Origin of the sequence: Citrobacter sp. wls615 (assembly GCF_005281355.1) — a bacterium.
GTDB lineage: Bacteria > Pseudomonadota > Gammaproteobacteria > Enterobacterales > Enterobacteriaceae > Citrobacter > Citrobacter werkmanii.
The window spans coordinates 62,841-89,508 of record NZ_SZXM01000065.1 but is presented as its reverse complement, the minus strand read 5'-3'; the positions used below and the strand labels follow the sequence as shown (position 1 = coordinate 89,508).

Genomic DNA, 26,668 nt, shown 5'->3' with positions numbered 1-26,668 from the left:
GCAGGGGGTCGCGGGTTCGAGTCCCGTCCGTTCCGCCACTTATTAGAAAATTAAGCCTGCTACTAAGCAGGCTTAATGATAAAAAAATTTAGGGGCGTAGCTCAGTTGGTAGAGCACCGGTCTCCAAAACCGGGTGTCGCGAGTTCGAGTCTCTCCGCCCCTGCCAGAAACAATCCTTAGCATTCTTGCTAAGGATTTTTTTTATCTGCAATTTGAGCTATTCCTTTCTGCTGTATTACTTCTGGCATCCTTGCCAGTGCTTTCTAATCTTCCAGAATACTTGTTCTTAGCAGATCGCAAATAAGTGCGTGCTTGTCGCTGTTTTGCAGCCAGACTGCATATAAAGGGCGTGACAGTGTTGTGCTGTCGGTAACCGTGTGTAGATCGTTTTTTGTTTTAGCCCAGTTAACGGGCAACCAACTAAAGCCTTTAAGGACAGAAAGTTGCTGCCTGGCCAGTTCTGCTGAACTGGTGGTCAGAACCGGCACTTCATCTCCCGCGATCAGTCCCGCTTCGTGTTGTTGAAAATCGGGTCCCCATTCCAGGCGTAGGTAATTCAGTTCATCTTTGGTTTGCGAAGGTGAACTGCAATAGAGCGCCAGCGTGAAATATCCCAACAGTTGGCTGCTAAATTCGTCCATTTTGGGCGTTTCGGTGGTGATCAGTAGATCAAGCTGTCGTTCATGTAGCTGCTTTACTAACGACTGTCGTTGAGCGATTCTCGCTTCAAACTGCAGGCTGGTTTGTGGCTCCTGTGACTGATACAAACGCCTCAACCAGTCATTAAGCATACATTCCCAAAGGGATGCGCTGGCACCAATTGAAAACTCGTTATGCCGCGAGGTATTCGCGACCTCCTTGCGTGCTGCTTGCCACGTATTCATCAGCGTTTCAGCGTAAGGTAATAATTTCTCACCCGCCGCGGTTAAACGGATATTGTTTCTGTGTCGGGTGAACAGATTTACACCCAATTGATTTTCCAGTTGTCTGATCCGAAAACTAACCGCTGATTGGGTCAGATAGAGCGCTTCAGCAGCCCTGCCAAAGTGGCGTGTCCGGCTAACCTCCAGGAAAGTTTTTAACAATTCCGTATCCACAACTCGCTCCATAAAATTATTTGTCGTGATGATTTAAATCTTTTGTTTGACGCTCTGTCAAGCGTAACTAATACTCCGCGCCATAAATAGCTCGGCCAAAGAATTAGGAGCGTGCAGGATGGCGGAAAGCTTTACGACGACTAATCGATATTTCGACAATAAATATTATCCCCGTGGATTCTCCCGTCATGGTGATTTCACCATTAAAGAAGCACAACTGCTTGAGCGTCACGGTTATGCTTTCAACGAGCTGGATCTGGGCAAACGTGAGCCGGTAACGGAAGAAGAAAAACTGTTTGTTGCGGTATGCCGTGGTGAACGTGAACCGGTTACCGAAGCTGAACGCGTGTGGTCTAAGTATATGACGCGTATTAAGCGTCCAAAACGTTTCCACACGCTGTCTGGTGGGAAACCTCAGGTAGAAGGTGCAGAAGACTACACCGAATCTGATGATTAATAAAAAAGGGCGAAAGCCCTTTTTTTATGTCAGTAGTTTCTGCAAATGAATGAGTAACCTGTCGATCGCCCTATACCCAATGGCCTCCTGCAAATGCTGACGGGTAATATGGTCACATTGCTCGAGATCCGCAATGGTTCGGGCGACCTTTATCAATCGCAGCCACGCGCGGATAGATAATCCGAGATGTGCCAATGCCTCTTCAAGCCACTGCGCATCATCACTGCGAAGTTGGCAATATTCATGTATATCCTGACTGCCCAGATGCGCGTTTAACTTATTTTGTCGCCGATACTGACGCTCTTGTGCGGCGATAACGCGTTGCTTCACCGTGGCGCTATCTTCCCCTTTCACTGCGCTCTGGCTGAGTATGCCGGGCGGAGGCAAAGGGATTTCGAGGGAGAGATCGAAACGGTCAAGAAACGGTCCTGATAATCGGTTGAGGTAACGCAGCGTCTGCTCTGGGGTGCAGCGGTTATGGTTCCCCTGATAATGACCCGTTGGGCTGGGATTCATTGCAGCAATGAGTTGAAAGCGCGCAGGGTAGGTTATTTTAGCCCGAGTGCGGGATAAATGGATTTGCCCGGACTCGATAGGTTCACGCAGGGCATCCAACGTGCGCCGCTCAAACTCAGGTAATTCGTCCAGAAATAGTATGCCGTTATGCGCCAGAGAGATCTCTCCCGGCGCAGGAATAGACCCACCGCCTACCATAGCGGTTAACGAAGCACTGTGATGCGGTGAGCGAAAAGGGCGCTGCTTCCACTGTTTTTGTATCGTAGCGGAATTGACCAGGCTGAGTATCGCAGCACTTTCCAGTGCCTCATCGTTGCTAAGAGGCGGAAGCAGCCCTCTGAGGCGACTGGCCAGCATGGTCTTTCCCGTCCCCGGAGGGCCGATAAGCAGCAGGTTGTGACCGCCAGCCGCAGTGAGCTCCAGCCCGCGTTTGCCTTGTTCCTGACCGATGACATCGCTCAGATCATCGGCTAATGGCTCTGGCGTGAAGTCTGCAGATAACGGTCTGTCTAAATCATGCTTCCCTTCGAGAAATGCGCATACGGACTGTAGGTGATCGGCAATCAGACACCCTTCACCATGTATTAGTCCGACTTCAGCGGCATTCTCTTTTGCGACAATAATTCTCCTGCCTGCGCGTATTGCTTCGGTTGCGCTTGAAATCGCTCCTGGAACGCCGCGTAGCGTGCCTGTAAGCGCTAATTCACCTACCAGCTCGTAGGTATCGAGATTATGGGCTGTAAGCTGCTCAGAAGCGGCCAGAAGCGCCACTGCGATAGGCAAATCATATCGTCCTCCTTCTTTGGGAAGATCGGCAGGAGCGAGGTTAATGGTTATCTTCTTGGCCGGGAATTCATAACCACTATTAATAATCGCACTACGAACCCGATCGCGGGCCTCTTTCACCGTAGTTTCTGGCAATCCCACCATGGTTAAACCAGGCAGACCATTGCTGATATGTACCTCAATGGTAATGGCTGGCGCATTCACGCCAAGCGCAGCGCGGGTGTGAACAATCGATAGTGACATAACTCCTCCTGATGAAGGCATTATGCGGCAATGTATCGCGGCAAGATTTAACTTGATTGCGGCTTTTAGATGCTGATTCACGTATTTTTTTTGCAAATTAAATCTTTTGCATGAAACCAGGAATAACGCTCGCAAACGTATTTGTAAGGTGTCGCTGGGGGGAGTGTGTGCTCAAGAGTGACCTGAAACGTGAAATATTTTCATTTTTTAATTTTTTATATAGAAAACAAGGCGATTTATCAAAACCGTTACCGGGGTCAGAAAAACGAATGAAAAAAATTCTTGTGTTATTTGCAAATTCTATGGTAACTCTTTAGGTATTCCTTCGAACAAGATGCAAGAAAATATAAAAATGACAGCCCTTCTACGAGTGATTAGCCTGGTCGTGATTAGCGTGGTGGTGATTATTATCCCACCGTGCGGGGCTGCACTTGGACGAGGAAAGGCTTAGAAAACAAGCCTTAACGAACTAAGACCCCCGCACCGAAAGGTCCGGGGGTTTTTTTTGACCTTAAAAACATACACGAGGAGCAGAAAGTGAGTATCAGCATAAAATTCTGTTTCTCAAGATTTACGGCGGGGATGTAACTATGAATGGGGCACAGTGGGTGGTACATGCGTTGCGTGCACAAGGGGTTCAAACCGTCTTTGGTTATCCCGGTGGCGCAATCATGCCGGTTTATGATGCGTTATATGACGGCGGCGTAGAACACCTGTTGTGCCGACACGAGCAGGGCGCAGCGATGGCGGCGATTGGCTATGCCCGTGCGACCGGTAAAACCGGCGTGTGTATCGCCACTTCAGGCCCTGGTGCTACCAACCTGATCACCGGCCTTGCCGATGCGTTGTTGGATTCTGTCCCCGTTGTGGCGATCACCGGCCAGGTTGCATCACCTTTCATCGGAACGGATGCGTTCCAGGAAGTGGACGTTCTCGGTATGTCTCTGTCTTGCACCAAACACAGTTTCCTGGTGCAGTCACTGGAGGAACTGCCGCGCATCATGGCAGAAGCTTTCGACGTGGCGAACTCTGGTCGTCCGGGCCCCGTTCTGGTCGATATCCCGAAAGACATCCAGTTAGCCAGCGGTACGCTGGAACCATATTTCACGACCGTCGGAAACGTAGAGACTCTCCCGCATGCTGACGTTGAGCAGGCGCGTAAAATGCTGGCTCAGGCGCAAAAACCCATCCTGTACGTAGGTGGTGGCGTGGGTATGGCGCAGGCGGTCTCTGCTCTGCGTGAGTTTATTGCGCTTACCCAAATGCCAGTTGCCTGCACGCTGAAAGGCCTGGGCGCAGTAAACGCTGACTATCCGTACTATTTGGGCATGCTGGGAATGCACGGTACTAAAGCGGCGAATTTCGCGGTGCAAGAAAGTGATTTACTGATCGCAGTGGGCGCACGTTTTGATGACCGGGTAACCGGTAAGCTGAATACTTTCGCTCCTAACGCCAGCGTTATCCATATGGATATCGACCCGGCGGAAATGAACAAACTGCGTCAGGCACACGTCGCGTTGCAGGGCGATTTAAATTCGCTGTTGCCGGCATTACAACAACCGCTGAAGATTGACGCATGGCGTCAGTCCTGTGCAGAGCTGCGCGCAGAACATGCCTGGCGTTATGATCATCCGGGTGACGCTATCTACGCGCCGCTGTTGTTAAAACAGCTGTCAGAACGCAAACCTGCAGATAGCGTGGTGACGACGGATGTTGGTCAGCATCAGATGTGGTCAGCACAGCATATGACCTATACCCGCCCGGAAAATTTCATCACCTCCAGCGGTTTGGGTACGATGGGCTTTGGCCTGCCTGCCGCCGTGGGTGCTCAGGTCGCGCGCCCGAATGATACGGTTATCTGTATCTCCGGTGACGGCTCTTTCATGATGAATGTGCAAGAGCTGGGCACCGTGAAGCGTAAGCAGTTACCGCTGAAGATAGTCTTACTCGACAACCAGCGCTTAGGCATGGTGCGACAATGGCAGCAACTGTTTTTCCAGGAACGTTATAGCGAAACCACCCTTACCGATAACCCCGATTTCCTCATGTTGGCCAGCGCCTTCGGCATACCTGGCCAGCACATCACCCGTAAAGACCAGGTTGAAGCGGCACTCGACACCATGCTGAACAGCGAGGGGCCATACCTGCTTCATGTCTCAATCGACGAACTTGAGAATGTCTGGCCTCTGGTGCCGCCTGGCGCCAGCAACTCAGAAATGCTGGAGAAATTATCATGATGCATCATCAGGTCGCCGTTGAGGCTCGTTTCAATCCGGAAACCTTAGAACGTGTTTTACGCGTGGTACGCCATCGTGGTTTTCTGGTGTGCTCCATGAATATGGCAGCCGCCAGCGATGCGCAGAATATAAATATCGAATTGACCGTTGCCAGCCCCCGGTCGGTCGACTTACTGTTTAGTCAGTTAAGTAAGCTGGTAGACGTTGCACATGTTGCTATCTGCCAGAGCACAACCACATCACAACAAATCCGCGCCTGAGCGCAAAAGGAATAAAAATGACGACGAAAAAAGCTGATTACATTTGGTCTAATGGCGAGATGATTCGTTGGGAAGACGCGAAGGTTCACGTGATGTCCCACGCTCTGCACTACGGTACTTCTGTATTTGAAGGCATCCGTTGCTACGATTCTCACAAAGGGCCGGTGGTGTTCCGTCATCGTGAACATATGCAGCGTCTGCGTGATTCAGCCAAGATCTACCGTTTTCCAGTCTCTCAGAGCGTTGATGAACTGATGGAAGCCTGCCGCGAAGTAATCCGCAAAAACAACCTGACCAGCGCCTATATTCGTCCGCTGGTTTTTGTTGGCGACGTCGGGATGGGCGTTAACCCGCCAGCGGGTTACACCACTGATGTGATCATCGCCGCGTTCCCGTGGGGCGCATACCTCGGCGCAGAAGCGCTGGAACAGGGGATCGATGCGATGGTTTCTTCCTGGAACCGCGTTGCGCCGAACACCATCCCTACTGCTGCTAAAGCGGGCGGTAACTATTTGTCTTCGTTGCTGGTGGGTAGCGAAGCGCGTCGTCATGGTTATCAGGAAGGTATTGCGCTGGACGTGAATGGCTACATCTCCGAAGGCGCGGGTGAAAACCTGTTTGAAGTTAAAGATGGCATTCTGTTTACCCCGCCATTTACCTCTTCCGCGCTGCCGGGTATCACCCGTGATGCCATCATTAAACTGGCGAAAGATCTTGATATCGAAGTGCGTGAGCAGGTGCTGTCCCGTGAATCGCTGTACCTGGCCGACGAAGTGTTTATGTCCGGTACCGCGGCGGAAATCACGCCAGTACGCAGCGTCGATGGTATTCAGGTGGGCGAAGGCCGCTGCGGCCCGGTCACCAAACGCATCCAGCAGGCCTTCTTTGGCCTCTTCACCGGTGAAACGGAAGACAAATACGGCTGGTTGGATTCAGTAAACCAATAACAATATTAATATTTCCCTAAAATAATTCACGTTGCAGGAAGACGGCAACGCAGCAAGTCCCAGGAGCTTACGGTAGTAAGTCGCTGGGGTGAGCGAGGCAGCCAACGCACCTGCGGCGTGAAGTATGCAGGGGAAAGACAGACGGGAGTTAATCAAGCATGCCTAAGTATCGTTCAGCCACCACCACCCACGGCCGCAATATGGCGGGCGCCCGCGCACTGTGGCGCGCCACCGGGATGACCGACGCCGATTTCGGCAAGCCGATTATCGCTGTCGTGAACTCCTTTACCCAGTTCGTGCCGGGTCACGTCCACCTGCGCGATCTTGGTAAGCTGGTTGCCGAACAAATCGAAGCCTCAGGCGGCGTGGCGAAAGAGTTCAACACCATCGCGGTGGATGACGGTATCGCTATGGGCCACGGGGGCATGCTTTATTCACTGCCGTCCCGTGAGCTGATCGCCGACTCCGTTGAGTACATGGTTAACGCCCACTGTGCCGACGCGATGGTCTGCATCTCCAACTGTGACAAAATCACCCCCGGGATGTTAATGGCCTCGCTGCGCCTGAATATTCCGGTGATCTTCGTTTCCGGTGGCCCGATGGAAGCCGGGAAAACCAAACTCTCTGACAAAATCATCAAGCTCGACCTGGTTGACGCGATGATTCAGGGCGCGGACCCGAAAGTCTCCGACTCGCAGAGTGAGCAGGTTGAACGTTCCGCCTGCCCAACCTGCGGCTCCTGCTCCGGGATGTTCACCGCCAACTCGATGAACTGTCTGACCGAAGCGCTGGGCCTGTCGCAGCCGGGCAACGGCTCACTGCTGGCGACCCACGCTGACCGTAAAGAGCTGTTCCTCACCGCTGGTCAACGCATCGTTGAGCTGACCAAACGTTATTACGAGCAGGATGATGCTTCCGCGCTGCCGCGTAACATTGCCAGTAAAGCGGCGTTTGAGAACGCCATGACGCTGGATATCGCCATGGGCGGTTCCACTAACACCGTTCTGCATCTGCTGGCGGCGGCGCAGGAAGCGGAAATCGACTTCACCATGAGTGATATCGACAAGTTGTCCCGCAAGGTGCCGCAGCTGTGTAAAGTGGCGCCAAGCACGCAGAAATACCATATGGAAGACGTTCACCGCGCCGGCGGCGTCTTGGGTATTTTAGGCGAGCTGGATCGTGCTGGGCTGCTGAACCGCAACGTGAAAAACGTCCTTGGTCTCTCTCTGCCGCAGACGCTGGAACAGTACGACATCACCGTGACCCAGGATGAAGCGGTCAAAAAAATGTTCCGCGCTGGTCCGGCGGGCATCCGCACCACCCAGGCGTTCTCGCAGGATTGCCGTTGGGATACGCTGGATGACGATCGCGCCGAAGGCTGTATTCGCTCGCTGGAGCACGCTTACAGCAAGGATGGCGGTCTGGCGGTACTGTACGGCAACTTCGCGGAAAACGGCTGCATCGTGAAAACCGCCGGCGTTGACGACAGCATTCTCAAATTTACCGGCCCGGCGAAAGTCTACGAAAGCCAGGACGAAGCGGTTGAAGCGATCCTCGGCGGGAAAGTGGTGGAAGGCGACGTGGTGGTGATTCGCTACGAAGGGCCGAAAGGCGGGCCGGGCATGCAGGAAATGCTCTACCCAACCACCTTCCTGAAATCGATGGGGCTGGGTAAAGCCTGTGCGCTGATCACCGATGGTCGCTTCTCCGGCGGTACCTCCGGCCTGTCTATCGGCCACGTTTCCCCGGAAGCGGCGAGCGGCGGCAACATCGCGATCATCGAAGACGGCGACATGATCGCTATCGATATCCCGAATCGCGGTATTCAGCTTCAGCTGAGCGAGGCGGAAATCGCCGCCCGTCGTGAAGCCCAGGAAGCCCGCGGCGACCAGGCGTGGACGCCGAAAAACCGCGAGCGTCAGGTCTCCATTGCCCTTCGTGCCTATGCCAGTCTGGCAACCAGCGCCGACAAAGGCGCGGTGCGCGATAAATCGAAACTGGGGGGTTAATGACCATGGCGGATTCACAACCCTTGTCCGGCGCCCCTGAGGGAGCCGAGTATCTCAGAGCGGTGCTGCGTGCGCCGGTTTACGAAGCGGCGCAGGTAACGCCGCTACAAAAAATGGAAAAACTCTCTTCGCGCCTCGACAACGTGATTCTGGTGAAGCGCGAAGACAGGCAACCTGTTCACAGCTTTAAGCTGCGCGGGGCCTACGCGATGATGGCGGGCCTGACCGAAGAGCAAAAAGCGCATGGCGTCATTACCGCATCTGCAGGTAATCACGCCCAGGGGGTCGCGTTCTCTTCTGCGCGATTAGGTGTGAAGGCACTGATTGTCATGCCAACGGCGACCGCTGATATCAAAGTCGACGCCGTTCGCGGTTTCGGCGGTGAAGTGCTGTTGCACGGCGCGAATTTTGATGAAGCCAAAGCCAAAGCGATTGAGCTTTCCCAGCAGCAGGGCTTTACCTGGGTGCCGCCGTTTGATCACCCGATGGTGATTGCCGGGCAGGGCACGCTGGCGCTGGAGTTACTTCAGCAGGATGCTCACCTTGACCGCGTCTTTGTGCCGGTGGGCGGTGGCGGGTTAGCGGCGGGCGTGGCGGTGCTGATTAAACAGCTGATGCCGCAGATCAAGGTTATCGCCGTCGAAGCGGAAGATTCAGCCTGCCTGAAAGCGGCGCTGGATGCCGGTCATCCGGTGGATCTGCCACGCGTCGGTCTCTTTGCTGAAGGTGTCGCGGTAAAACGCATCGGCGATGAAACCTTCCGCCTGTGCCAGGAATATCTCGATGACATTATTACCGTCGATAGCGACGCTATCTGTGCGGCGATGAAAGACCTGTTTGAAGATGTACGCGCGGTGGCGGAGCCTTCCGGGGCGCTGGCGCTGGCGGGGATGAAAAAATATATCGCCCAGCACAACATCCGCGGCGAACGTCTGGCGCATGTGCTGTCCGGTGCTAACGTGAACTTCCACGGCCTGCGCTACGTTTCCGAACGCTGCGAGCTGGGCGAACAACGCGAAGCGTTGCTGGCGGTGACGATCCCGGAAGAGAAGGGCAGCTTCCTGAAGTTCTGCCAGCTGCTGGGCGGGCGTTCGGTGACCGAGTTCAACTATCGCTTTGCTGACGCCAAAGATGCCTGCATCTTCGTGGGCGTGCGGCTGAGCCGCGGCGTTGAGGAGCGTAAGGAAATCCTTAGCCTACTCAAAGACGGCGGTTACAGCGTGGTGGATCTGTCAGACGATGAAATGGCCAAGCTGCACGTGCGCTATATGGTCGGCGGCCGTCCGTCTAAGCCGTTGCAAGAGCGCCTCTACAGCTTTGAGTTCCCGGAATCGCCGGGTGCGCTGCTGAAGTTCCTCTACACCCTGGGTACGCACTGGAATATTTCCCTGTTCCACTACCGTAGCCACGGTACCGACTATGGCCGTGTACTGGCGGCGTTTGAGCTGGGCGATAACGAACCGGACTTCGAAACCCGGCTCAACGAATTGGGGTATGAGTGCCACGACGAGACCAATAACCCGGCGTTCAGGTTCTTCCTTGCGGGCTAACGGCGGCCATAAAAAAAGGGTTCATGGAAACATGAACCCTTTTTTACATCTGAATCAGAGAATTACAGCGTGATGACTTCGAATTCGACTTCGGTGTTCACGTCCGCGTCGTAATCCACACCGTCGAGGGCAAAACCGAACAGGTTCAGGAATTCCTGCTTGTAACCTGCATAGTCAGTTTCCTGCGCCAGATTTTCGGTGGTGATCAGCGGCCACAGGTCACGGCACGCCTGCTGAATGTCGTCACGCAGTTCCCAGTCATCCATACGGATACGTTGATTATCATCAAGCGCCACTTTATCGCCGTACAGGCTGGTGGTCATCAGACGGTTGATCTGCTCGATACAACCTTCGTGAATCCCCTGTTCTTTCATCAGCTTGAAGACCATGGAAATGTACAGCGGCATCACAGGAATAGCAGAAGAGGCCTGGGTGATAACGGATTTCAGGACGGCAACGTTCGCGGAACCGTTGAGCGGTGCCAGCTGCTTACGTAGTTCGCCCGCCGCGCGGTCGAGGTCTTCTTTCGCTTTGCCCAGCGCGCCGTGCCAGTAGATTGGCCAGGTCAGGTCGGTACCGATATAGGAGTAAGCCACGGTTTTCACGCCGTCAGCCAGCACGCCCGCTTCGCTCAGCGCGCCCATCCACAGTTCCCAGTCTTCGCCGCCCATGACGGTAACGGTGTTCTGAACTTCTTCTTCGGTGGCCGGCTCAATGCTGGCGGTGATGATCTGATCTTTGTTGGTATCAATCGCTTTAGAGGTGTAAACCTCGCCGATTGGCTTCAGTGCAGAACGGACGATTTCACCGGTTTTCGGCATCTTACGCACCGGAGAGGCCAGTGAGTAAACGACTAAATCAATCTGACCCAGGTCTTCTTTGATCAGTTTGATCACTTCGTCGCGGCACTCATCGGAGAACGCGTCGCCGTTGATGCTTTTGGAATACAGACCTTCGCGTTTTGCGGCCTCATCGAAGGCGGCAGAGTTATACCAGCCCGCGGAACCAGGTTTGGTTTCCGTGCCCGGTTTTTCGAAAAATACGCCGATAGTGGCGGCACCGCTGCCAAAGGCGGCGGAAATTCTGGATGCCAGGCCGTAACCGGTGGAAGCACCGATCACCAGCACGCGGGAAGGGCCGTTCTCAATTTTCCCGTTTTGCTTAACGTACTCGATCTGTTTTTCCACATTGACTTTGCAGCCAGTCGGATGGGTCGTTGTACAGATGAATCCACGAATTTTTGGTTTGATTATCATAATGATGGCTAATTAAGTTTGTATTTTCGCTGTCAAGTGCGCAATGACACCGTCTGTTCTGGCTTGCTTAACGGCATGGTTAACAAGCCCCCCACATCTATTATGGCACGGGACATTATACAGAAAAGGAGTGCCAATACTGAATCTACCACTGATTTTAGGCCAGACGCTGGCGCTACTCGGCGATTTTGCGTTCCAGCACAATCTTCCAGAAGGCATCGATCAGCGGCTCATGCAGCCGCTTTTTCGGCGCGCAGACGCCCAGTTCAAACGGCGTTTTTTCGTCGCTACGCTCTAAAATCATCACGCGATTGCGCACCGGTTCCGGGCTGTTTTCCAGCACAACTTCCGGCAGCAGCGCCACGCCGCAGCCGAGCGCCACCATTGAGACCATCGCCTCATGACCGCCGACGGTGGCGTAAATCTGCGGGTTACTGATTTTGTGGCGACGGAACCACAGCTCAATGCGACGGCGTACCGGCCCCTGGTCGGCCATGATAAACGGCACCGTCGACCAGTCGGGCTTATCGACCGACACCTGATTGCGCACCGGGCAGGGCAGCGCCGGGGCGATCAGCACCACTGCCAGATTCTCCAGCATGGAAAACGCCACCGCACCGGGCAGCGTTTCCGGCTTACCGGCAATCGCCAGATCGGCCTCGCCGGAGACCACTTTATCCATCGCGTCGGCGGCGTCGCCGGTGGTGAGCTTAATTTCGACGGAGGGATGCTCGGCGCGGAAGCGGTCGAGGATCGGCGGCAGGTGGCTGTACGCCGCGGTCACCGAACAGAAAATGTGCAGTTCACCAGAAAGTGATGGTCCTTGCTGATCGAGGGTGTGGCGCAGTTGCTGATACTGCAACAACGTTTGCTGGGCAAATACCCGCAGTTCTTCCCCTGCTTCGGTCAGCGTGACCGTGCGGTTATCACGCACAAACAGCGCCTGACCGAGGTCCTCTTCCAGCCGCTGAATTTGCCGGGAAAGCGTGGAGGGACTGACGTGCATCGCCCGCGCGCTGCGGCCAAAGTGGCGGCTTTCCGCCAGATGCAGGAAGGTTTTCAGATCGCGTAAATCCACCGATTTCACCTCACGGTTTTACGTTGCAGAAATTGCAACGTGACGTTGTGAATATATCAATTTCCGCAATAAATTTCCTGTTGTAATGTGGATTCAATCTCGCAAATACAAATCTGCGAACCGAATAATAAGCACCACAACACAACATCACGGAGTACACCATCATGGCTAACTACTTTAATACACTGAATCTGCGCCAGCAGCTGGCGCAGCTGGGTAAATGCCGCTTTACGGGCCGCGACGAATTCGCCGACGGCGCGAGCTACCTTCAGGGTAAAAAAGTGGTCATCGTCGGCTGTGGCGCTCAGGGTCTGAACCAGGGCCTGAACATGCGTGACTCCGGTCTGGATATTTCCTATGCCCTGCGTAAAGAAGCAATCGCTGAGAAGCGTGCTTCCTGGCGTAAAGCGACCGAAAACGGCTTCAAAGTAGGCACCTACGAAGAGCTGATCCCGCAGGCGGACCTGGTGGTTAACCTGACGCCAGACAAACAGCACTCCGACGTTGTTCGTTCTGTACAGCCGCTGATGAAAGACGGTGCGGCACTGGGCTACTCCCACGGTTTCAACATCGTCGAAGTCGGCGAGCAGATCCGTAAAGACATCACCGTGGTGATGGTTGCGCCGAAGTGCCCGGGTACCGAAGTGCGTGAAGAGTACAAACGTGGTTTCGGTGTTCCGACGCTGATCGCCGTTCACCCGGAAAACGATCCGAAAGGCGAAGGCATGGCGATTGCTAAAGCCTGGGCAGCGGCCACCGGCGGTCACCGTGCGGGCGTACTGGAATCTTCTTTCGTGGCGGAAGTGAAATCTGACCTGATGGGCGAGCAGACTATTCTGTGTGGTATGCTGCAGGCCGGTTCTCTGCTGTGCTTCGACAAGCTGGTGGCAGAAGGCACCGACCCGGCATATGCGGAAAAACTGATTCAGTTCGGCTGGGAAACCATCACCGAAGCGCTGAAGCAGGGCGGCATCACCCTGATGATGGACCGTCTGTCTAACCCGGCGAAACTGCGTGCTTACGCGCTGTCCGAACAGCTGAAAGAGATTATGGCGCCGCTGTTCCAGAAACACATGGATGACATCATCTCCGGCGAATTCTCTTCCGGCATGATGGCAGACTGGGCCAACGACGATAAGAAACTGCTGACCTGGCGTGAAGAGACCGGCAAAACCGCGTTCGAAACCGCGCCGCAGTTTGAAGGTAAAATCGGCGAGCAGGAGTACTTCGATAAAGGCGTGCTGATGATTGCGATGGTGAAAGCGGGTGTTGAGCTGGCGTTCGAAACCATGGTCGATTCCGGCATCATCGAAGAGTCCGCTTACTACGAATCACTGCACGAACTGCCGCTGATTGCCAACACCATCGCCCGTAAGCGTCTGTACGAAATGAACGTGGTTATCTCCGATACCGCAGAATACGGTAACTACCTGTTCTCTTACGCTTGCGTACCGCTGCTGAAAGAGTTCATGACTACCCTGCAGACTGGCGACCTGGGCAAAGCGATTGCCGAAGGCGCGGTAGATAACGCGCAACTGCGCGACGTTAACGACGCCATTCGCGGTCATGCTATCGAGAAAGTGGGCCAGAAACTGCGTGGCTATATGACAGATATGAAACGTATTGCAGTCGCCGGATAAGCGTAGCGCCATCCGATAAAAAAGCCCGGTGTTTAAACACCGGGCTTTTTATTAGTTGCGGTACAGCACTTTAATTATGTGGTAACCGAACTGGGTGTGCAGCGGGCCGGTTGGCTCCAGCACCGGGCAAGAGAAGACCACTTTGTCGAACGCCGGCACCATCTGGCCCTGACGGAATTCACCTAAATCGCCGCCGCGTTTGCCCGATGGGCAGATGGAATGCTTCTTAGCCAGTTTGCCGAAGTCGGCACCGTTTTTAATCTGCTCCAGAAGATCCAGTGCCAGTTTCTCTTCTTTTACAAGGATATGCACTGCTGCTGCTGTTTTTGCCATGATCGTGCCTTCAAAAGGGAATATATAAGGCTGGCGATTTTAGCATGGCTTATCGGCGATACAGCACCTTGATGATGTGATAGCCGAATTTGGTTTTGACCGGCCCGTAAGGTTTAAGCAATGGACAGCTAAACACGGCGGCATCAAATGGCCCCACCATCATCCCCTGTTTGAATTCACCCAAATCGCCGCCGTTGCGCCCGGATGGACAGCGAGAGTAGCGTTTTGCCAGGTGATCGAAGCTAATACCGCGCTCCAGCTTGCTGAGGATCTCCAGCGCCAGTTTTTCTTCTTTTACCAGGATGTGCAGGGCTGCCGCGCTCTTAGCCATTATTTTGTTCTCATGTCTCAAAGATATCTCGTTACTTTATCACCCACCTTCGCCGTGAACATATACTCTTCGCCATCACGGGACAGATGTCTCGCCTGATGTATGGAAGCGAGAGATGAGCGACATTTTTATCTGCCCTATTCCTTCTTGTCGGGGACAGCCGTCCTGTCCCTACCGCTGTGGAGCGAGATAACATGGATACAATGAAAAAACCTGAATTTTCAGTCGGCTGGCTTTCCGGGCTTAGTGATATTGTTCGCGATCCACAGCTTTATGAATTACTGAAATATTGCCCTCTGGAAATCATGCAGCAATGGTGTTTTGAAGAGATCCCGCGCGGAGACTTTATTTGCCGGCAGGGGGAAATATGTCAGCGCTTTTCACTAATTATTGCCGGTGAAGTGGATGTGTTCTATGAGGCTGAAGATGGACGTCGTTATCGTCAGGCCCGCTACCGGAAAAGCGACATGCTGGGTGAGCTCGAGATCTTTGAGTCGCGTCATTACATCTGTTCGGTGGTGGCGGTAGGGCATGTGCAGCTCCTGAGTTTGTCGCAGGAATATTTTTGCCGCTGGCTGGCCTTAGATAACCATTTTAACCAGCGGATGCTGCGCTTCTTTAGTCAGCAATATTATCAGCTGTCAAAAAAGGCCAGCAGCGACAATCTTTACTCGCTGCATCAGCGAGTGTGTCAGGCGTTATGGCTGCGTTATCAACAAGATGGCACCAACGCAATTTTGTTGGATAAGCTAAACCTCAGCGAGGAGCTGGCGGCGACGACCCGTAGTATTAATCGTATTTTACATGATCTGAAAGCGTTACAGATTATTGATACCGATGGTGAAAGCATTGTGTTGTTAGTCCCTGAAAAGTTAAAGCAGGAGGCTGATATCGGATAACCGCCAGAGTGAAGGAGGCGCGAGAATGTCGCTGCAACCCCATATCCAGTTAAGCAAGGAGATGACCGGCGCACGCTATGCGCTGCTGCCGGGAGACCCGTTGCGGGTCGACCGCATCGTCAATTTTCTTGATAACCCAGAACAGCTTGGTCAAAACCGGGAGTTTCGCGCCGCGCGAGGTTGGTATCAGGGCATCGAGATTTTGGTGCTCTCTACCGGGATCGGTGGGCCGTCTACGGCGATTGCCATTGAAGAACTGCGCCAGATCGGCATAACAACCCTGATTCGTATCGGTAGCTGTGGGGCGTTGCAGGATAATCTTGCGCTCGGTGACGTGATTATTGCCCATGCCGCAGTAACGGATGACGGGACCAGCCGTACCTATGCGCCAACGGGCTATCCGGCCTGCGCCGACCCGCAGTTAACCTGGGAACTGATGGCGCAGGCGCGCCAGATGAATATCCCCGCCGTGTGCGGCCTGGTGCGTAGCCACGACAGTTTTTATACCGATCGGGAAGCAGAACTGGACGCGCGGTGGTCGGCGCTCGGCGTTCTGGGCGCGGATATGGAGAGCGCCGCTCTGATGACTATCGGCGCGCTGCGAGGGTTACGTACGGCGTCATTACTCAACGTGGTGGTTGCCCACAACGGTTGTCTGGATAGCAGCATCAATGATTATGTCCAGCAGGACGCGTTGTGCCAGCAGGGTGAAGAACGGCAAATTGCCCTGGCGCTCCGCGCCATTTATTCCGTCAGCCAGTCAGGAGGTCAGTGATGGACTTTTTTAGCATTAACAATGTGATGGTCAACATTCCTCTCGGCGAAGGCGGGTATGCGCTATCGTGGATTGAAGCCATTGGTACCGTATTTGGTCTGTTATGTATCTGGTGTGCCAGCCGGGAAAAAATCATTAATTACCTGTTTGGCTTGATTAACGTCACGCTGTTTGCAGCAATCTTTTTCCAGATTCAGCTTTATGCCAGTCTGTTGCTGCAGGTGTTTTTCTTCGCCGCTAACATTTACGGTTGGTATGCGTGGAGCCGACAAAATGAGGCACAGGAAGCTGCGCTCAAAGTACGTTGGCTTTCACGCCAGCAAACCCTGGCATTAGGCGGCGTTTGTGCGGTGGCGATTGTTCTGATGACGCTGTTTATCGACCCGGTGTTTGCGGCGCTCACCCGCATCATGATTGCCCTGCTGCAAACATTTGGTATGCAGGTCGCTATGCCTGACCTCCAGCCCGATGCCTTCCCGTTCTGGGATTCCACCATGCTGGTATTGTCGATTGCGGCCATGGTACTGATGACGCGCAAGTTCGTCGAAAACTGGCTGCTGTGGGTAGTTATCGACGTGATTAGCGTGGTTATTTACGCGGTGCAGGGCGTTTACGCCATGTCGCTTGAGTATGTCCTGCTGACGGCAATCGCGGTGATGGGATCCTACAGCTGGATCAAGAGCGCGCAGCGCAACGGCTATACACCACTAGCCGCGACGGCTTCCTGATTGACCCGATTTTCTGGCTACCCGCAGAGGTAGCCAGTTACTCTTTCTCCCCCTCTTTCTGCTACAATCCACCTCCCCGTGTTTACAGATTGAGCAATCCTCTATGCGTTTGAACCCCGGACAACAACAAGCCGTCGAATTCGTCACCGGACCTTGCCTGGTGCTGGCGGGCGCAGGTTCCGGTAAGACGCGTGTTATCACCAATAAAATCGCGCATCTGATTCGTGAATGCGGCTACCAGGCTCGACATATTGCGGCCGTGACCTTTACCAACAAGGCTGCGCGCGAGATGAAAGAGCGCGTGGCGCAAACGCTGGGGCGTAAAGAAGCACGCGGGTTGATGATCTCCACTTTCCACACTCTGGGACTGGATGTCATTAAGCGTGAATATGCGGCGCTGGGGATGAAGTCGAACTTCTCGCTGTTTGACGATACCGACCAGGTGGCCCTGCTTAAGGAGCTGACCGAAGGGCTAATTGAAGACGATAAGCTTATTCTCCAACAGCTGATCTCGACGATCTCCAACTGGAAAAACGATCTGATGACCCCGGCGCAGGCGGCAGCCAGCGCAAAGGGCGAGCGCGATCGTATTTTTGCTCACTGCTACGGTTTGTATGACGCCCATATGAAGGCGTGTAACGTTCTCGATTTTGACGATCTGATCCTGCTCCCCACGCTGCTGCTTCAGCGCAATGAAGAAGTGCGCGAGCGCTGGCAGAACAAAATTCGTTACCTGCTGGTGGATGAATATCAGGATACCAACACCAGCCAGTACGAGCTGGTGAAGTTGCTGGTGGGGAAACGGGCGCGCTTCACCGTCGTGGGCGATGACGATCAGTCGATCTACTCCTGGCGCGGCGCGCGTCCGCAGAACCTGGTGCTGTTGAGCAAAGATTTCCCGGCCTTGCAGGTGGTTAAACTGGAGCAAAACTACCGTTCCTCCGGGCGCATCCTGAAGGCGGCGAATATTCTCATCGCTAATAACCCACATGTGTTTGAAAAGCGGCTTTTTTCCGAGCTGGGCTATGGTGCGGAGCTTAAAGTATTGAGCGCCAATAACGAAGAGCATGAAGCGGAGCGCGTCACCGGTGAACTGATCGCCCATCACTTCGTCAATAAGACGCAGTATAAGGACTACGCGATTCTGTATCGCGGCAACCACCAGTCGCGGGTGTTCGAAAAATTCCTGATGCAGAACCGTATCCCGTACAAGATTTCTGGTGGGACATCGTTCTTCTCCCGTCCGGAGATTAAAGACTTGCTGGCCTATCTACGCGTACTCAGCAACCCGGATGACGACAGCGCGTTCCTGCGCATCGTTAATACACCGAAGCGCGAGATTGGCCCAGCGACGCTGCAGAAATTGGGTGAATGGGCGATGACGCGTAATAAAAGCCTGTTTACCGCCAGCTTTGACATGGGGCTGAGCCAGACGCTGACCGGACGCGGATATGATTCACTGACCCGCTTTACGCACTGGTTGGGTGAAATTCAGCGCCTGGCAGAGCGTGAACCCGTTGCGGCCGTACGCGATCTTATCCATGGCATTGATTACGAGTCCTGGCTGTATGAAACCTCGCCGAGTCCGAAAGCGGCAGAAATGCGCATGAAGAACGTCAACACGCTGTTTAGCTGGATGACAGAGATGCTGGAAGGCAGCGAGCTGGAAGAGCCAATGACCCTGACCCAGGTGGTTACTCGTTTTACCCTGCGTGACATGATGGAACGTGGAGAGAGCGAAGAAGAACTGGATCAGGTGCAGTTGATGACATTGCACGCTTCAAAAGGGCTGGAGTTTCCTTACGTATTTATGGTGGGAATGGAAGAAGGATTTTTGCCGCACCAGAGCAGCATTGATGAAGACAATATAGATGAAGAGCGTCGTCTGGCTTATGTAGGGATTACCCGCGCACAGAAAGAACTCATCTTTACACTGTGCAAAGAACGCCGTCAGTACGGTGAGCTGATACGCCCGGAACCGAGCCGTTTCCTGTTAGAACTGCCGCAGGATGACGTTATCTGGGAACAGGAGCGTAAAGTGGTAAGTGCTGAGGAACGGATGCAAAAAGGGCAGGCCAGTATTGCCAATATTCGGGCAATGATGGCAAAGGCAAAAGCGAAGCCGTAGGCCGGATAAGCGCGAGCGCCTTCCGGCAAATCAACGATTAACGTACTTCCAGCGGCCAGTGGACATAGCTTTGCCACTCACTTTCCTGATCGATGAGCTCTTTACCTAGCGGGTGATGTTCCAGCCAGCCTTCAGGTAGTATGACCGTCAGGTGCTCATCTCTTGCATCCAGCTGAATTTCCGGCACCAAATCATCGCGACGACGGCTGGCGAAAATGATCGCCAGTCGTAGCAAACGGCAAAGGTGCTCCGCGATGCGGGGTGGCACGGCGTTTTGCTGATGGAGCGAAGAGAGATCGACCGGATTGGTCTGGTTGAGTAACAGCGTGGCTAACAGTTTTTTCTGCGCCGGCGTAAAACCCGGAAGATCGAGATTGCGCACCAGATAAGCCGCATGCTGTGGTGCCTGTTTAAAATCAACGCTCAGCCCAATTTCATGCAGCTGGCAGGCGCTAATCAGTAGTTCGCGACTAATTGCTTCCAGATGCCACTTATTTTCCACTTGATCGAGGAATTTAGTTGCTAACATGGCAACGCGATGCGCTTGCTCTGTATCGACCATAAATCGACGCTGAATATTACGTAACGTGCGGCTGCGAATATCCTGATCCACTGCCAGATGTAGCATGCCATAGACCAGCCCTTCGCGTAATGCGCCGCCAGCAAGGGTCATGCACTGAATATTCAGTTCGGTGAAAATGGCAATCAGGATCGCCAGCCCGCTGGGGAAAACCAGCGCACGTTCCAGCGTTAAGCCTTCAATTTCCAGCTCTTCCAGACGACCACAATGAATGGCTCGCTGCTTTAGCTGCTGAAGTTTCGCCAGCGTGATACGCTCATCCATGCCTTGCGCCATCATGATTTCCTGCAGCGCCTGGACGGTACCAGAAGCACCAACGCAGACTTTCCAGCCATGAAAACGCAGTTTGTCAGCGACCGGACGCAGCACCTCGCGCGCAGCCTTTTCGGCCTGGTCGAAGTTTTCCTGCGCCAGATTACGATCGGTAAAATACCGTTCGAGCCAAGTGACGCAGCCCATTGACAGGCTAAACAAGGAAGTCGTTTGTGCGCCGGAGCCGGTAACCAGTTCAGTGCTGGCGCCGCCAATATCAACGACCAGACGCTGATCGGCCCCGCCGGTAGTGTGGGCAACACCCTGATAAATCAGTCGTGCTTCTTCTTCGCCGCTAATGACCTGGACAGGACAGCCAAGGATTTCTTGCGCTTTGGCGATAAACACATCGGCATTTACGGCGATGCGTAATGTTGCCGTGGCGACCACGCGGATTTGTGGTTGAGGAATATCCTGCAGGCGTTCAGCAAACAGGCGCAGACATTGCCAACCGCGCTCCATCGCCTCTGTGGAGAGAACGTAATCGCTGTTGAGTCCAGCGGCCAGACGCACTTTGCGTTTTATACGCGTGAGCGTCTGGATGCTTCCCGCCACCTCGCGTACGACCAGCATATGAAAACTATTGGAGCCGAGATCGATTGCTGCATACAACGAGGTAGAGTTCATACACTTCATCCTTCAACCTGTATCTGTGTTGGCTGCGTTCTCTCACCCGAATCACTTACTTTTGTAAGCTCATCGGGATTCGTTTTCTTGCCGCCTTGATAAAGGCTGAATGATTTTGTGTATGGCATAGCTTTTCTTAACCTGAACGACGACGATTACGCGGAGCGCCACCGGTACGACGCGGGCCATTACCTGTGCGCGGGCGCGTCAGGCGCAGCGGCTTCGGCAGATCGGTCATTAGCGCATCCGGGTTGTACTTGCTGACCGGAATTGAGTGGCCGATATAGGTCTCGATTGCAGGTAAATTCAGCGCGTATTCTTCGCAGGCCAGGCTGATAGAGTGACCGCTTGCGCCAGCACGACCCGTACGACCGATACGGTGAACGTAATCTTCACAGTCATCCGGCAGGTCATAGTTAAAGACGTGCGTTACGGCTGGGATATGCAGGCCACGCGCGGCAACGTCAGTCGCAACAAGAATGTCGAGATCGCCACGGGTGAACTCATCCAGGATACGCAGGCGTTTTTTCTGCGCCACGTCACCGGTCAACAGGCCGACGCGATGACCGTCCGCAGCGAGGCTGCCCCAAATATCTTCACAACGGTGCTTGGTGTTAGCAAAGACGATGGCGCGATCTGGCCACTCTTCTTCAATCAGCGTTTGCAATAAACGCATTTTTTCTTCGTTGGAAGGATAGAAGAGTTCTTCTTTAATGCGGTGACCTGTTTTCTGCTCCGGTTCGACTTCAACGTACTCAGCGTTATTCATCTGTTCGAACGCCAGTTCGCGGACGCGATAAGAGAGGGTTGCAGAAAACAGCATGTTCAGACGTTGGGTGGTTGGCGGCATACGACGGAACAGCCAACGGATATCTTTAATAAAGCCCAGATCGTACATACGATCGGCTTCATCCAGCACCACGACCTGAATCGCGCCCAGGTTAATGTGGTTCTGCTTTGCATAGTCAATGAGACGACCGGTCGTGCCGATAAGAATATCGACGCCGCTTTCCAGCACTTTCAGCTGTTTGTCGTAACCGTCGCCGCCATAAGCCAGGCCTAATTTCAGACCGGTGGTCTGTGCCAGCGGCTCGGCATCGGCGTGGATCTGCACGGCTAACTCACGCGTTGGCGCCATAATTAACGCACGCGGTTGGTTCACCTTGCGATCGGCAATCGCGGGATGAGAGAGAATATAATGAAACGTTGACGTCAGGAACGCCATCGTTTTTCCGGTACCGGTTTGCGCCTGCCCTGCAACATCACGACCTGCCAGCGTTAGCGGCAGCGCGAGGGCCTGAATGGGCGTGCAGTTATGAAACCCTTTATTTTCAAGGGCTTCTATCACCTTTGGGTGCAGGGCGAAGTCGGAAAACTTCTGTTCTGTTAAATGTGTTTTGCTCATAGTGTGGTAGAATATCAGCTTACTATTGCTTTACGAAAGCGTATCCGGTGAAATAAAGTCAACCTTTAGTTGGTTAATGCTACACCAACAGCCTACACCAACACGCCAGGCTTATTCCTGTGGAGTTATATATGAGCGATAAAATTATTCACCTGACTGACGACAGTTTTGACACGGATGTACTCAAAGCGGACGGAGCGATCCTTGTTGATTTCTGGGCAGAGTGGTGCGGTCCGTGCAAAATGATCGCTCCGATTCTGGATGAAATCGCTGACGAATATCAGGGCAAACTGACGGTTGCTAAACTGAACATTGACCAAAACCCAGGCACCGCGCCGAAGTATGGTATTCGTGGTATCCCGACCCTGCTGCTGTTTAAAAACGGCGAAGTAGCGGCGACTAAAGTCGGCGCACTGTCCAAAGGTCAGTTGAAAGAATTCCTCGACGCGAATTTGGCGTAAGGAAGTCTCATGATCGGGCGACCATACTTCGAATTGATTCGGATGACTGGACGCCCGACTTGAGTCGTGCTAAGTTAGTGTTGACTTCGTATTAAACATACCTTATTAAGTTTGAATCTGGTTACATCCCATACTTCCCGTTGTTTCTCGCGCGAGAAGTGGACAGATTCAGGGCCTTATCACTCAATCCGTCTTGTCGTTTCAGTTCTGCGTACTTTCCTGTGACCAGACAGCGAACAGACATGAGTCGATGGCCGTAAACAGGCATGGATGACCCTGCCATACCATTCACAACATTAAGTTCGAGATTTACCCCAAGTTTAAGAACTCACACCATTATGAATCTTACCGAATTAAAGAATACGCCGGTTTCTGAGCTGATCACTCTCGGCGAAAATATGGGCCTTGAAAACCTGGCTCGTATGCGCAAGCAGGACATTATTTTTGCCATCCTGAAGCAGCACGCAAAGAGTGGCGAGGATATCTTTGGTGACGGTGTGCTGGAGATATTGCAGGACGGATTTGGTTTCCTCCGCTCTGCAGACAGCTCCTACCTCGCCGGTCCTGATGACATCTACGTTTCTCCCAGCCAAATCCGCCGTTTCAACCTCCGCACTGGTGATACCATTTCTGGTAAGATTCGCCCGCCGAAAGAAGGTGAACGCTACTTTGCGCTGTTGAAAGTTAACGAAGTTAACTACGACAAACCGGAAAACGCCCGTAACAAAATCCTCTTTGAGAACTTAACCCCGCTGCACGCAAACTCTCGTCTGCGTATGGAACGTGGTAATGGTTCTACTGAAGACTTAACGGCGCGCGTACTGGATCTGGCATCGCCGATCGGTCGTGGCCAGCGTGGTCTGATTGTTGCTCCGCCGAAAGCGGGTAAAACCATGCTGCTGCAGAATATCGCGCAGAGCATTGCATACAACCATCCAGACTGTGTGCTGATGGTGCTGCTGATTGACGAACGTCCGGAAGAAGTAACCGAGATGCAGCGTCTGGTGAAAGGTGAAGTGGTTGCGTCTACTTTTGATGAACCAGCATCCCGTCACGTTCAGGTTGCGGAAATGGTCATCGAGAAGGCAAAACGCCTGGTTGAACACAAGAAAGACGTTATCATTCTGCTCGACTCCATCACCCGTCTGGCGCGTGCTTATAACACCGTGGTTCCGGCTTCCGGTAAAGTGCTGACCGGTGGTGTGGACGCTAACGCCCTGCACCGTCCGAAGCGTTTCTTTGGTGCTGCGCGTAACGTGGAAGAGGGCGGCAGCCTGACCATCATCGCAACTGCGCTGATCGATACCGGCTCTAAAATGGATGAAGTTATCTACGAAGAGTTTAAAGGTACCGGCAACATGGAACTGCACCTCTCTCGTAAGATTGCGGAAAAACGCGTCTTCCCGGCTATCGACTACAACCGTTCCGGTACCCGTAAAGAAGAGCTGCTCACCACCCAGGAAGAGCTGCAGAAAATGTGGATCCTGCGCAAAATCATCCATCCGATGGGTGAAATCGACGCCATGGAATTCCTTATTAATAAGCTGGCGATGACCAAGACCAACGACGACTTCTTCGACATGATGAAGCGTTCCTGATCCTGGCATCATCTGAAAACGCCACGTTTTTACGTGGCGTTTTGCTTTTGTAGATGTAATCTTAACGACACAATAACAATAATCCGGTATGACATACCGCCAGGCGAAGAAGTGTTATAATTCGTATTTTGTGGTTAATAATCATACAGAACCACCTGATATGGAATCGGGTTTCTCTTCTGAATATGCGCCTCGATGGTTATACTTCATATATTGATATTCTTTGAGAGCATGTATAGTGAATTTACTGACAGCAAGTACTGATCTCATCAGTATTTTTTTATTCACAACGCTGTTTCTTTTCTTTGCCCGCAAGGTTGCGAAAAAGATAGGATTGGTGGATAAACCCAACTTTCGCAAACGTCATCAGGGACTGATTCCGCTGGTTGGGGGGATCTCGGTTTACGCTGGCATTTGCTTTACATTCCTCATCGCCGATTATTACATCCCGCATGCTACTCTCTACCTGGCCTGTGCCGGGGTACTGGTATTTATCGGTGCCCTGGATGACCGTTTTGATATTAGTGTAAAAATCCGTGCAACCGTTCAGGCCATTATCGGTATCATTATGATGGCGGTTGGTAAGCTGTATTTGCTAAGCCTGGGGTATATTTTTGGTCCCTGGGAGATGGTGCTCGGTCCTTTTGGTTATTTCCTTACCCTTTTTGCCGTCTGGGCGGCGATTAACGCCTTTAATATGGTGGATGGCATTGATGGCCTGTTAGGCGGGTTATCCAGCGTTTCATTTGCCGCGATGGGACTTATCCTGTGGTTTGATGGCCAGACGAGCCTGGCTATCTGGTGTTTTGCCATGATCGCCGCCATTTTGCCTTATATCATGCTGAACCTGGGGATACTCGGACGTCGCTATAAAGTCTTTATGGGCGATGCAGGCAGTACACTGATTGGCTTCACGGTAATTTGGATCCTGCTGGAGACCACACAAGGGAAAACGCATCCTATTAGCCCTGTCACCGCACTGTGGATTATCGCCATTCCGCTAATGGATATGGTGGCGATTATGTATCGTCGCTTACGTAAAGGTATGAGTCCTTTCTCCCCGGATCGCCAACATATTCATCACTTAATCATGCGCGCTGGGTTTACCTCCCGACAGGCTTTTGTCCTGATTACGTTGGCTGCAGCGATTCTGGCTGCTATCGGCGTACTGGCCGAATATTCCCGGGTTGTTCCGGAATGGGTGATGCTGGTGCTCTTTTTACTGGCATTTGTTTTATACGACTTTTGTATTAAACGTGCCTGGAAGGTAGCGAGATTTATCAAACGCTTGAAGCGCAAGCTGCGTAGAAACCGTGAAAGTAAACCAAACTTAACCAAATAAATTGAGGGTACGATGACACAACCATTACCGGGAGAAAACGCCGTGAGCGCTGAAAATGAACTGGATATCCGTGGGTTGTTTCGTACCTTGTGGGCAGGGAAGGCGTGGATCGTCGGTATAGCGCTCGCCTTTGCGCTAGCCGCTCTTGCCTATACGTTTTTTGCTCGTCAGGAGTGGAGTGCTACGGCGATTTCAGATAGGCCAACGGTTAATATGTTGGGGGGTTACTATTCTCAACAGCAGTTTTTGCGTAACCTGGATATTAAGGCTAGTCTCGCATCTGCGGACCAGCCGTCGGTGATGGACGAAGCCTACAAAGAATTCATCATGCAGCTTGCCTCCTGGGATACGCGCCGTGAATTCTGGCAGCAGACTGATTACTATAAGCAGCGTATGGTGGGTAACAGTAAAGCCGATGCGGCGATGCTGGACGAACTGATCAATAACATTCAGTTTATGCCTGGCGATGCGATGCGTAATACCAATGACAGTGTGAAACTGATTGCGGAGACGGCTCCTGATGCCAACAATCTGCTGCGTCAGTACGTCGCCTTTGCCAGCCAGCGTGCGGCGCGTCATCTGAACGAAGAGTTAAAAGGGGCCTGGGCTGCACGCACCGTGCAGATGAAGGCGCAGGTTAAGCGCCAGGAAGAAGTGGCGAAATCGATATTCTCCCGCCGTGTTCACAATATTGAGCAGGCACTCAAAATTGCCGAACAGCATAACATTTCTCGTACTTCCACAGATGTTCCTGCTGATGAGTTGCCGGATTCTGAACTGTTCTTGCTTGGACGCCCTATGCTGCAGGCGCGACTCGAAAACCTACAGTCCGTTGGTCCGGATTTTGATCTGGACTACTTCCAAAACCGAGCCATGCTTAACACACTGAACGTTGGGCCAACTCTGGATCCTCGCTTTCAGACATATCGTTATTTGCGTACGCCGGAAGAGCCAGTAAAACGTGACAGCCCTCGCCGTGCCTTCCTGATGATTATGTGGGGCATCGTTGGGGCTCTGATTGGTGCTGGTGTCGCATTGACCCGTCGCCGCACGATTTAGCAATACCGTTGCAG

The 26,668-nt window shown here is 53.0% G+C and carries 25 protein-coding genes and 1 tRNA gene; 18 read left to right on the top strand and 8 right to left on the bottom strand.

Features of this window, described 5'->3' with window-relative positions; all coding sequences use genetic code 11:
* The first annotated feature begins 90 nt into the window (after positions 1-90).
* A tRNA-Trp gene (locus FDX04_RS18265) sits at positions 91-166 on the top strand.
* A 97-nt stretch (positions 167-263) separates the two neighbouring features.
* On the opposite strand, the gene hdfR is transcribed toward FDX04_RS18265, so the two are convergent.
* Positions 264-1,109, bottom strand: coding sequence for an HTH-type transcriptional regulator HdfR (hdfR, locus tag FDX04_RS18260; RefSeq protein ID WP_137365762.1), 846 nt, complete (start codon positions 1,107-1,109; stop codon positions 264-266).
* A 106-nt stretch (positions 1,110-1,215) separates the two neighbouring features.
* Between hdfR and maoP the strand changes: the two genes are divergently transcribed.
* Positions 1,216-1,554, top strand: a complete 339-nt coding sequence (gene maoP / locus FDX04_RS18255) for a macrodomain Ori organization protein MaoP (RefSeq protein ID WP_003018025.1) — start codon at positions 1,216-1,218, stop codon at positions 1,552-1,554.
* A 24-nt stretch (positions 1,555-1,578) separates the two neighbouring features.
* Here maoP and FDX04_RS18250 read toward each other — a convergent pair whose 3' ends face one another.
* Positions 1,579-3,099 carry a YifB family Mg chelatase-like AAA ATPase gene (locus FDX04_RS18250; protein ID WP_061381063.1) on the bottom strand — a complete coding sequence of 507 codons (1,521 nt, stop codon included), beginning with the start codon at positions 3,097-3,099 and terminating at the stop codon, positions 1,579-1,581.
* 352 nt (positions 3,100-3,451) lie between these two features.
* Between FDX04_RS18250 and ilvL the strand changes: the two genes are divergently transcribed.
* The 6 genes from ilvL to ilvA all read left to right on the top strand — a co-directional run bounded on the left by ilvL (position 3,452) and on the right by ilvA (position 10,102).
* A complete protein-coding gene (gene ilvL, locus FDX04_RS18245) occupies positions 3,452-3,550 on the top strand; it encodes an ilv operon leader peptide (RefSeq protein ID WP_001311244.1) in 99 nt (32 codons plus the stop codon).
* Positions 3,551-3,689: 139 nt separating this feature from the next.
* On the top strand, positions 3,690-5,336 hold the full coding sequence (ilvG, locus tag FDX04_RS18240; RefSeq protein ID WP_137371311.1) for an acetolactate synthase 2 catalytic subunit: 1,647 nt from the start codon (positions 3,690-3,692) through the stop codon (positions 5,334-5,336).
* Positions 5,333-5,596, top strand: a complete 264-nt coding sequence (gene ilvM, locus FDX04_RS18235; RefSeq protein ID WP_137361415.1) for an acetolactate synthase 2 small subunit — start codon at positions 5,333-5,335, stop codon at positions 5,594-5,596. Before ilvG ends, ilvM begins: the two co-directional genes overlap by 4 nt.
* A gap of 17 nt (positions 5,597-5,613) precedes the next feature.
* On the top strand, positions 5,614-6,543 hold the full coding sequence (locus FDX04_RS18230; protein ID WP_003829030.1) for a branched-chain amino acid transaminase: 930 nt from the start codon (positions 5,614-5,616) through the stop codon (positions 6,541-6,543).
* A gap of 158 nt (positions 6,544-6,701) precedes the next feature.
* Complete coding sequence (gene ilvD, locus FDX04_RS18225; RefSeq protein WP_137361414.1) at positions 6,702-8,552, top strand: dihydroxy-acid dehydratase; 1,851 nt, start codon at positions 6,702-6,704, stop codon at positions 8,550-8,552.
* A gap of 5 nt (positions 8,553-8,557) precedes the next feature.
* Complete coding sequence (gene ilvA, locus FDX04_RS18220; RefSeq protein ID WP_137361413.1) at positions 8,558-10,102, top strand: threonine ammonia-lyase, biosynthetic; 1,545 nt, start codon at positions 8,558-8,560, stop codon at positions 10,100-10,102.
* A gap of 62 nt (positions 10,103-10,164) precedes the next feature.
* Here ilvA and fabV read toward each other — a convergent pair whose 3' ends face one another.
* Positions 10,165-11,358, bottom strand: coding sequence for an enoyl-ACP reductase FabV (fabV, locus tag FDX04_RS18215; protein WP_042314082.1), 1,194 nt, complete (start codon positions 11,356-11,358; stop codon positions 10,165-10,167).
* Between the two features lie 175 nt (positions 11,359-11,533).
* On the bottom strand, positions 11,534-12,436 hold the full coding sequence (gene ilvY, locus FDX04_RS18210) for an HTH-type transcriptional activator IlvY (RefSeq protein WP_137361412.1): 903 nt from the start codon (positions 12,434-12,436) through the stop codon (positions 11,534-11,536).
* Between the two features lie 164 nt (positions 12,437-12,600).
* Between ilvY and ilvC the strand changes: the two genes are divergently transcribed.
* Positions 12,601-14,076, top strand: a complete 1,476-nt coding sequence (ilvC, locus tag FDX04_RS18205) for a ketol-acid reductoisomerase (protein ID WP_137371310.1) — start codon at positions 12,601-12,603, stop codon at positions 14,074-14,076.
* 51 nt (positions 14,077-14,127) lie between these two features.
* On the opposite strand, the gene ppiC (FDX04_RS18200) is transcribed toward ilvC, so the two are convergent.
* Positions 14,128-14,409 (bottom strand): peptidylprolyl isomerase PpiC, encoded by a 282-nt coding sequence (gene ppiC, locus FDX04_RS18200; protein WP_003017999.1) that lies wholly within the window; start codon positions 14,407-14,409, stop codon positions 14,128-14,130.
* 49 nt (positions 14,410-14,458) lie between these two features.
* Positions 14,459-14,740, bottom strand: coding sequence for a peptidylprolyl isomerase PpiC (gene ppiC, locus FDX04_RS18195; RefSeq protein WP_061381061.1), 282 nt, complete (start codon positions 14,738-14,740; stop codon positions 14,459-14,461).
* Positions 14,741-14,934: 194 nt separating this feature from the next.
* Here ppiC (FDX04_RS18195) and FDX04_RS18190 point away from each other — a divergent pair, with 194 nt between their 5' ends.
* The 4 genes from FDX04_RS18190 to rep all read left to right on the top strand — a co-directional run bounded on the left by FDX04_RS18190 (position 14,935) and on the right by rep (position 19,270).
* Positions 14,935-15,639, top strand: a complete 705-nt coding sequence (locus tag FDX04_RS18190) for a Crp/Fnr family transcriptional regulator (protein ID WP_137350204.1) — start codon at positions 14,935-14,937, stop codon at positions 15,637-15,639.
* A 25-nt stretch (positions 15,640-15,664) separates the two neighbouring features.
* The gene (locus FDX04_RS18185) at positions 15,665-16,414 is read left to right on the top strand and encodes a nucleoside phosphorylase (protein ID WP_170972945.1); all 750 of its coding nucleotides are present in this window, start codon (positions 15,665-15,667) and stop codon (positions 16,412-16,414) included.
* Positions 16,414-17,142 (top strand): nicotinamide riboside transporter PnuC, encoded by a 729-nt coding sequence (gene pnuC, locus FDX04_RS18180; RefSeq protein ID WP_137361411.1) that lies wholly within the window; start codon positions 16,414-16,416, stop codon positions 17,140-17,142. The genes FDX04_RS18185 and pnuC overlap by 1 nt, the downstream gene beginning before the upstream one ends.
* Positions 17,143-17,245: 103 nt before the next feature.
* Complete coding sequence (gene rep / locus FDX04_RS18175) at positions 17,246-19,270, top strand: DNA helicase Rep (protein WP_061381060.1); 2,025 nt, start codon at positions 17,246-17,248, stop codon at positions 19,268-19,270.
* Between the two features lie 37 nt (positions 19,271-19,307).
* Here the strand turns inward: rep and gppA are convergent, their stop codons facing one another.
* Positions 19,308-20,789, bottom strand: coding sequence for a guanosine-5'-triphosphate,3'-diphosphate diphosphatase (gppA, locus tag FDX04_RS18170; RefSeq protein ID WP_042314061.1), 1,482 nt, complete (start codon positions 20,787-20,789; stop codon positions 19,308-19,310).
* Positions 20,790-20,925: 136 nt separating this feature from the next.
* Entirely contained in the window at positions 20,926-22,194 is a 1,269-nt protein-coding gene (gene rhlB / locus FDX04_RS18165) for an ATP-dependent RNA helicase RhlB (RefSeq protein ID WP_137361410.1), read from the bottom strand.
* A 131-nt stretch (positions 22,195-22,325) separates the two neighbouring features.
* Here rhlB and trxA point away from each other — a divergent pair, with 131 nt between their 5' ends.
* The 5 genes from trxA (at position 22,326) to wzzE (ending at position 26,654) form a co-directional block, all read left to right on the top strand.
* On the top strand, positions 22,326-22,655 hold the full coding sequence (gene trxA / locus FDX04_RS18160; protein WP_001280776.1) for a thioredoxin TrxA: 330 nt from the start codon (positions 22,326-22,328) through the stop codon (positions 22,653-22,655).
* A 158-nt stretch (positions 22,656-22,813) separates the two neighbouring features.
* Positions 22,814-22,915, top strand: coding sequence for a rho operon leader peptide (locus FDX04_RS18155; RefSeq protein ID WP_110496374.1), 102 nt, complete (start codon positions 22,814-22,816; stop codon positions 22,913-22,915).
* 78 nt (positions 22,916-22,993) lie between these two features.
* On the top strand, positions 22,994-24,253 hold the full coding sequence (rho, locus tag FDX04_RS18150) for a transcription termination factor Rho (protein WP_002437993.1): 1,260 nt from the start codon (positions 22,994-22,996) through the stop codon (positions 24,251-24,253).
* 238 nt (positions 24,254-24,491) lie between these two features.
* A complete protein-coding gene (wecA, locus tag FDX04_RS18145; RefSeq protein ID WP_042314058.1) occupies positions 24,492-25,595 on the top strand; it encodes a UDP-N-acetylglucosamine--undecaprenyl-phosphate N-acetylglucosaminephosphotransferase in 1,104 nt (367 codons plus the stop codon).
* 12 nt (positions 25,596-25,607) lie between these two features.
* On the top strand, positions 25,608-26,654 hold the full coding sequence (wzzE, locus tag FDX04_RS18140) for an ECA polysaccharide chain length modulation protein (protein ID WP_137371309.1): 1,047 nt from the start codon (positions 25,608-25,610) through the stop codon (positions 26,652-26,654).
* The last annotated feature ends 14 nt before the right edge of the window (positions 26,655-26,668 follow it).

What these genes read in the sequence shown, in the direction of transcription:
- hdfR (WP_137365762.1), bottom strand. Translation starts at nt 1,109, where the DNA reads ATGGAGCGAGTTGTGGATACGGAATTGTTAAAAACTTTCCTGGAGGTT.
- maoP (WP_003018025.1), top strand. Translation starts at nt 1,216, where the DNA reads ATGGCGGAAAGCTTTACGACGACTAATCGATATTTCGACAATAAATAT.
- FDX04_RS18250 (WP_061381063.1), bottom strand. Translation starts at nt 3,099, where the DNA reads ATGTCACTATCGATTGTTCACACCCGCGCTGCGCTTGGCGTGAATGCG.
- ilvL (WP_001311244.1), top strand. Translation starts at nt 3,452, where the DNA reads ATGACAGCCCTTCTACGAGTGATTAGCCTGGTCGTGATTAGCGTGGTG.
- ilvG (WP_137371311.1), top strand. Translation starts at nt 3,690, where the DNA reads ATGAATGGGGCACAGTGGGTGGTACATGCGTTGCGTGCACAAGGGGTT.
- ilvM (WP_137361415.1), top strand. Translation starts at nt 5,333, where the DNA reads ATGATGCATCATCAGGTCGCCGTTGAGGCTCGTTTCAATCCGGAAACC.
- FDX04_RS18230 (WP_003829030.1), top strand. Translation starts at nt 5,614, where the DNA reads ATGACGACGAAAAAAGCTGATTACATTTGGTCTAATGGCGAGATGATT.
- ilvD (WP_137361414.1), top strand. Translation starts at nt 6,702, where the DNA reads ATGCCTAAGTATCGTTCAGCCACCACCACCCACGGCCGCAATATGGCG.
- ilvA (WP_137361413.1), top strand. Translation starts at nt 8,558, where the DNA reads ATGGCGGATTCACAACCCTTGTCCGGCGCCCCTGAGGGAGCCGAGTAT.
- fabV (WP_042314082.1), bottom strand. Translation starts at nt 11,358, where the DNA reads ATGATAATCAAACCAAAAATTCGTGGATTCATCTGTACAACGACCCAT.
- ilvC (WP_137371310.1), top strand. Translation starts at nt 12,601, where the DNA reads ATGGCTAACTACTTTAATACACTGAATCTGCGCCAGCAGCTGGCGCAG.
- ppiC (WP_003017999.1), bottom strand. Translation starts at nt 14,409, where the DNA reads ATGGCAAAAACAGCAGCAGCAGTGCATATCCTTGTAAAAGAAGAGAAA.
- ppiC (WP_061381061.1), bottom strand. Translation starts at nt 14,740, where the DNA reads ATGGCTAAGAGCGCGGCAGCCCTGCACATCCTGGTAAAAGAAGAAAAA.
- FDX04_RS18190 (WP_137350204.1), top strand. Translation starts at nt 14,935, where the DNA reads ATGGATACAATGAAAAAACCTGAATTTTCAGTCGGCTGGCTTTCCGGG.
- FDX04_RS18185 (WP_170972945.1), top strand. Translation starts at nt 15,665, where the DNA reads ATGTCGCTGCAACCCCATATCCAGTTAAGCAAGGAGATGACCGGCGCA.
- pnuC (WP_137361411.1), top strand. Translation starts at nt 16,414, where the DNA reads ATGGACTTTTTTAGCATTAACAATGTGATGGTCAACATTCCTCTCGGC.
- rep (WP_061381060.1), top strand. Translation starts at nt 17,246, where the DNA reads ATGCGTTTGAACCCCGGACAACAACAAGCCGTCGAATTCGTCACCGGA.
- gppA (WP_042314061.1), bottom strand. Translation starts at nt 20,789, where the DNA reads ATGAACTCTACCTCGTTGTATGCAGCAATCGATCTCGGCTCCAATAGT.
- rhlB (WP_137361410.1), bottom strand. Translation starts at nt 22,194, where the DNA reads ATGAGCAAAACACATTTAACAGAACAGAAGTTTTCCGACTTCGCCCTG.
- trxA (WP_001280776.1), top strand. Translation starts at nt 22,326, where the DNA reads ATGAGCGATAAAATTATTCACCTGACTGACGACAGTTTTGACACGGAT.
- rho (WP_002437993.1), top strand. Translation starts at nt 22,994, where the DNA reads ATGAATCTTACCGAATTAAAGAATACGCCGGTTTCTGAGCTGATCACT.
- wzzE (WP_137371309.1), top strand. Translation starts at nt 25,608, where the DNA reads ATGACACAACCATTACCGGGAGAAAACGCCGTGAGCGCTGAAAATGAA.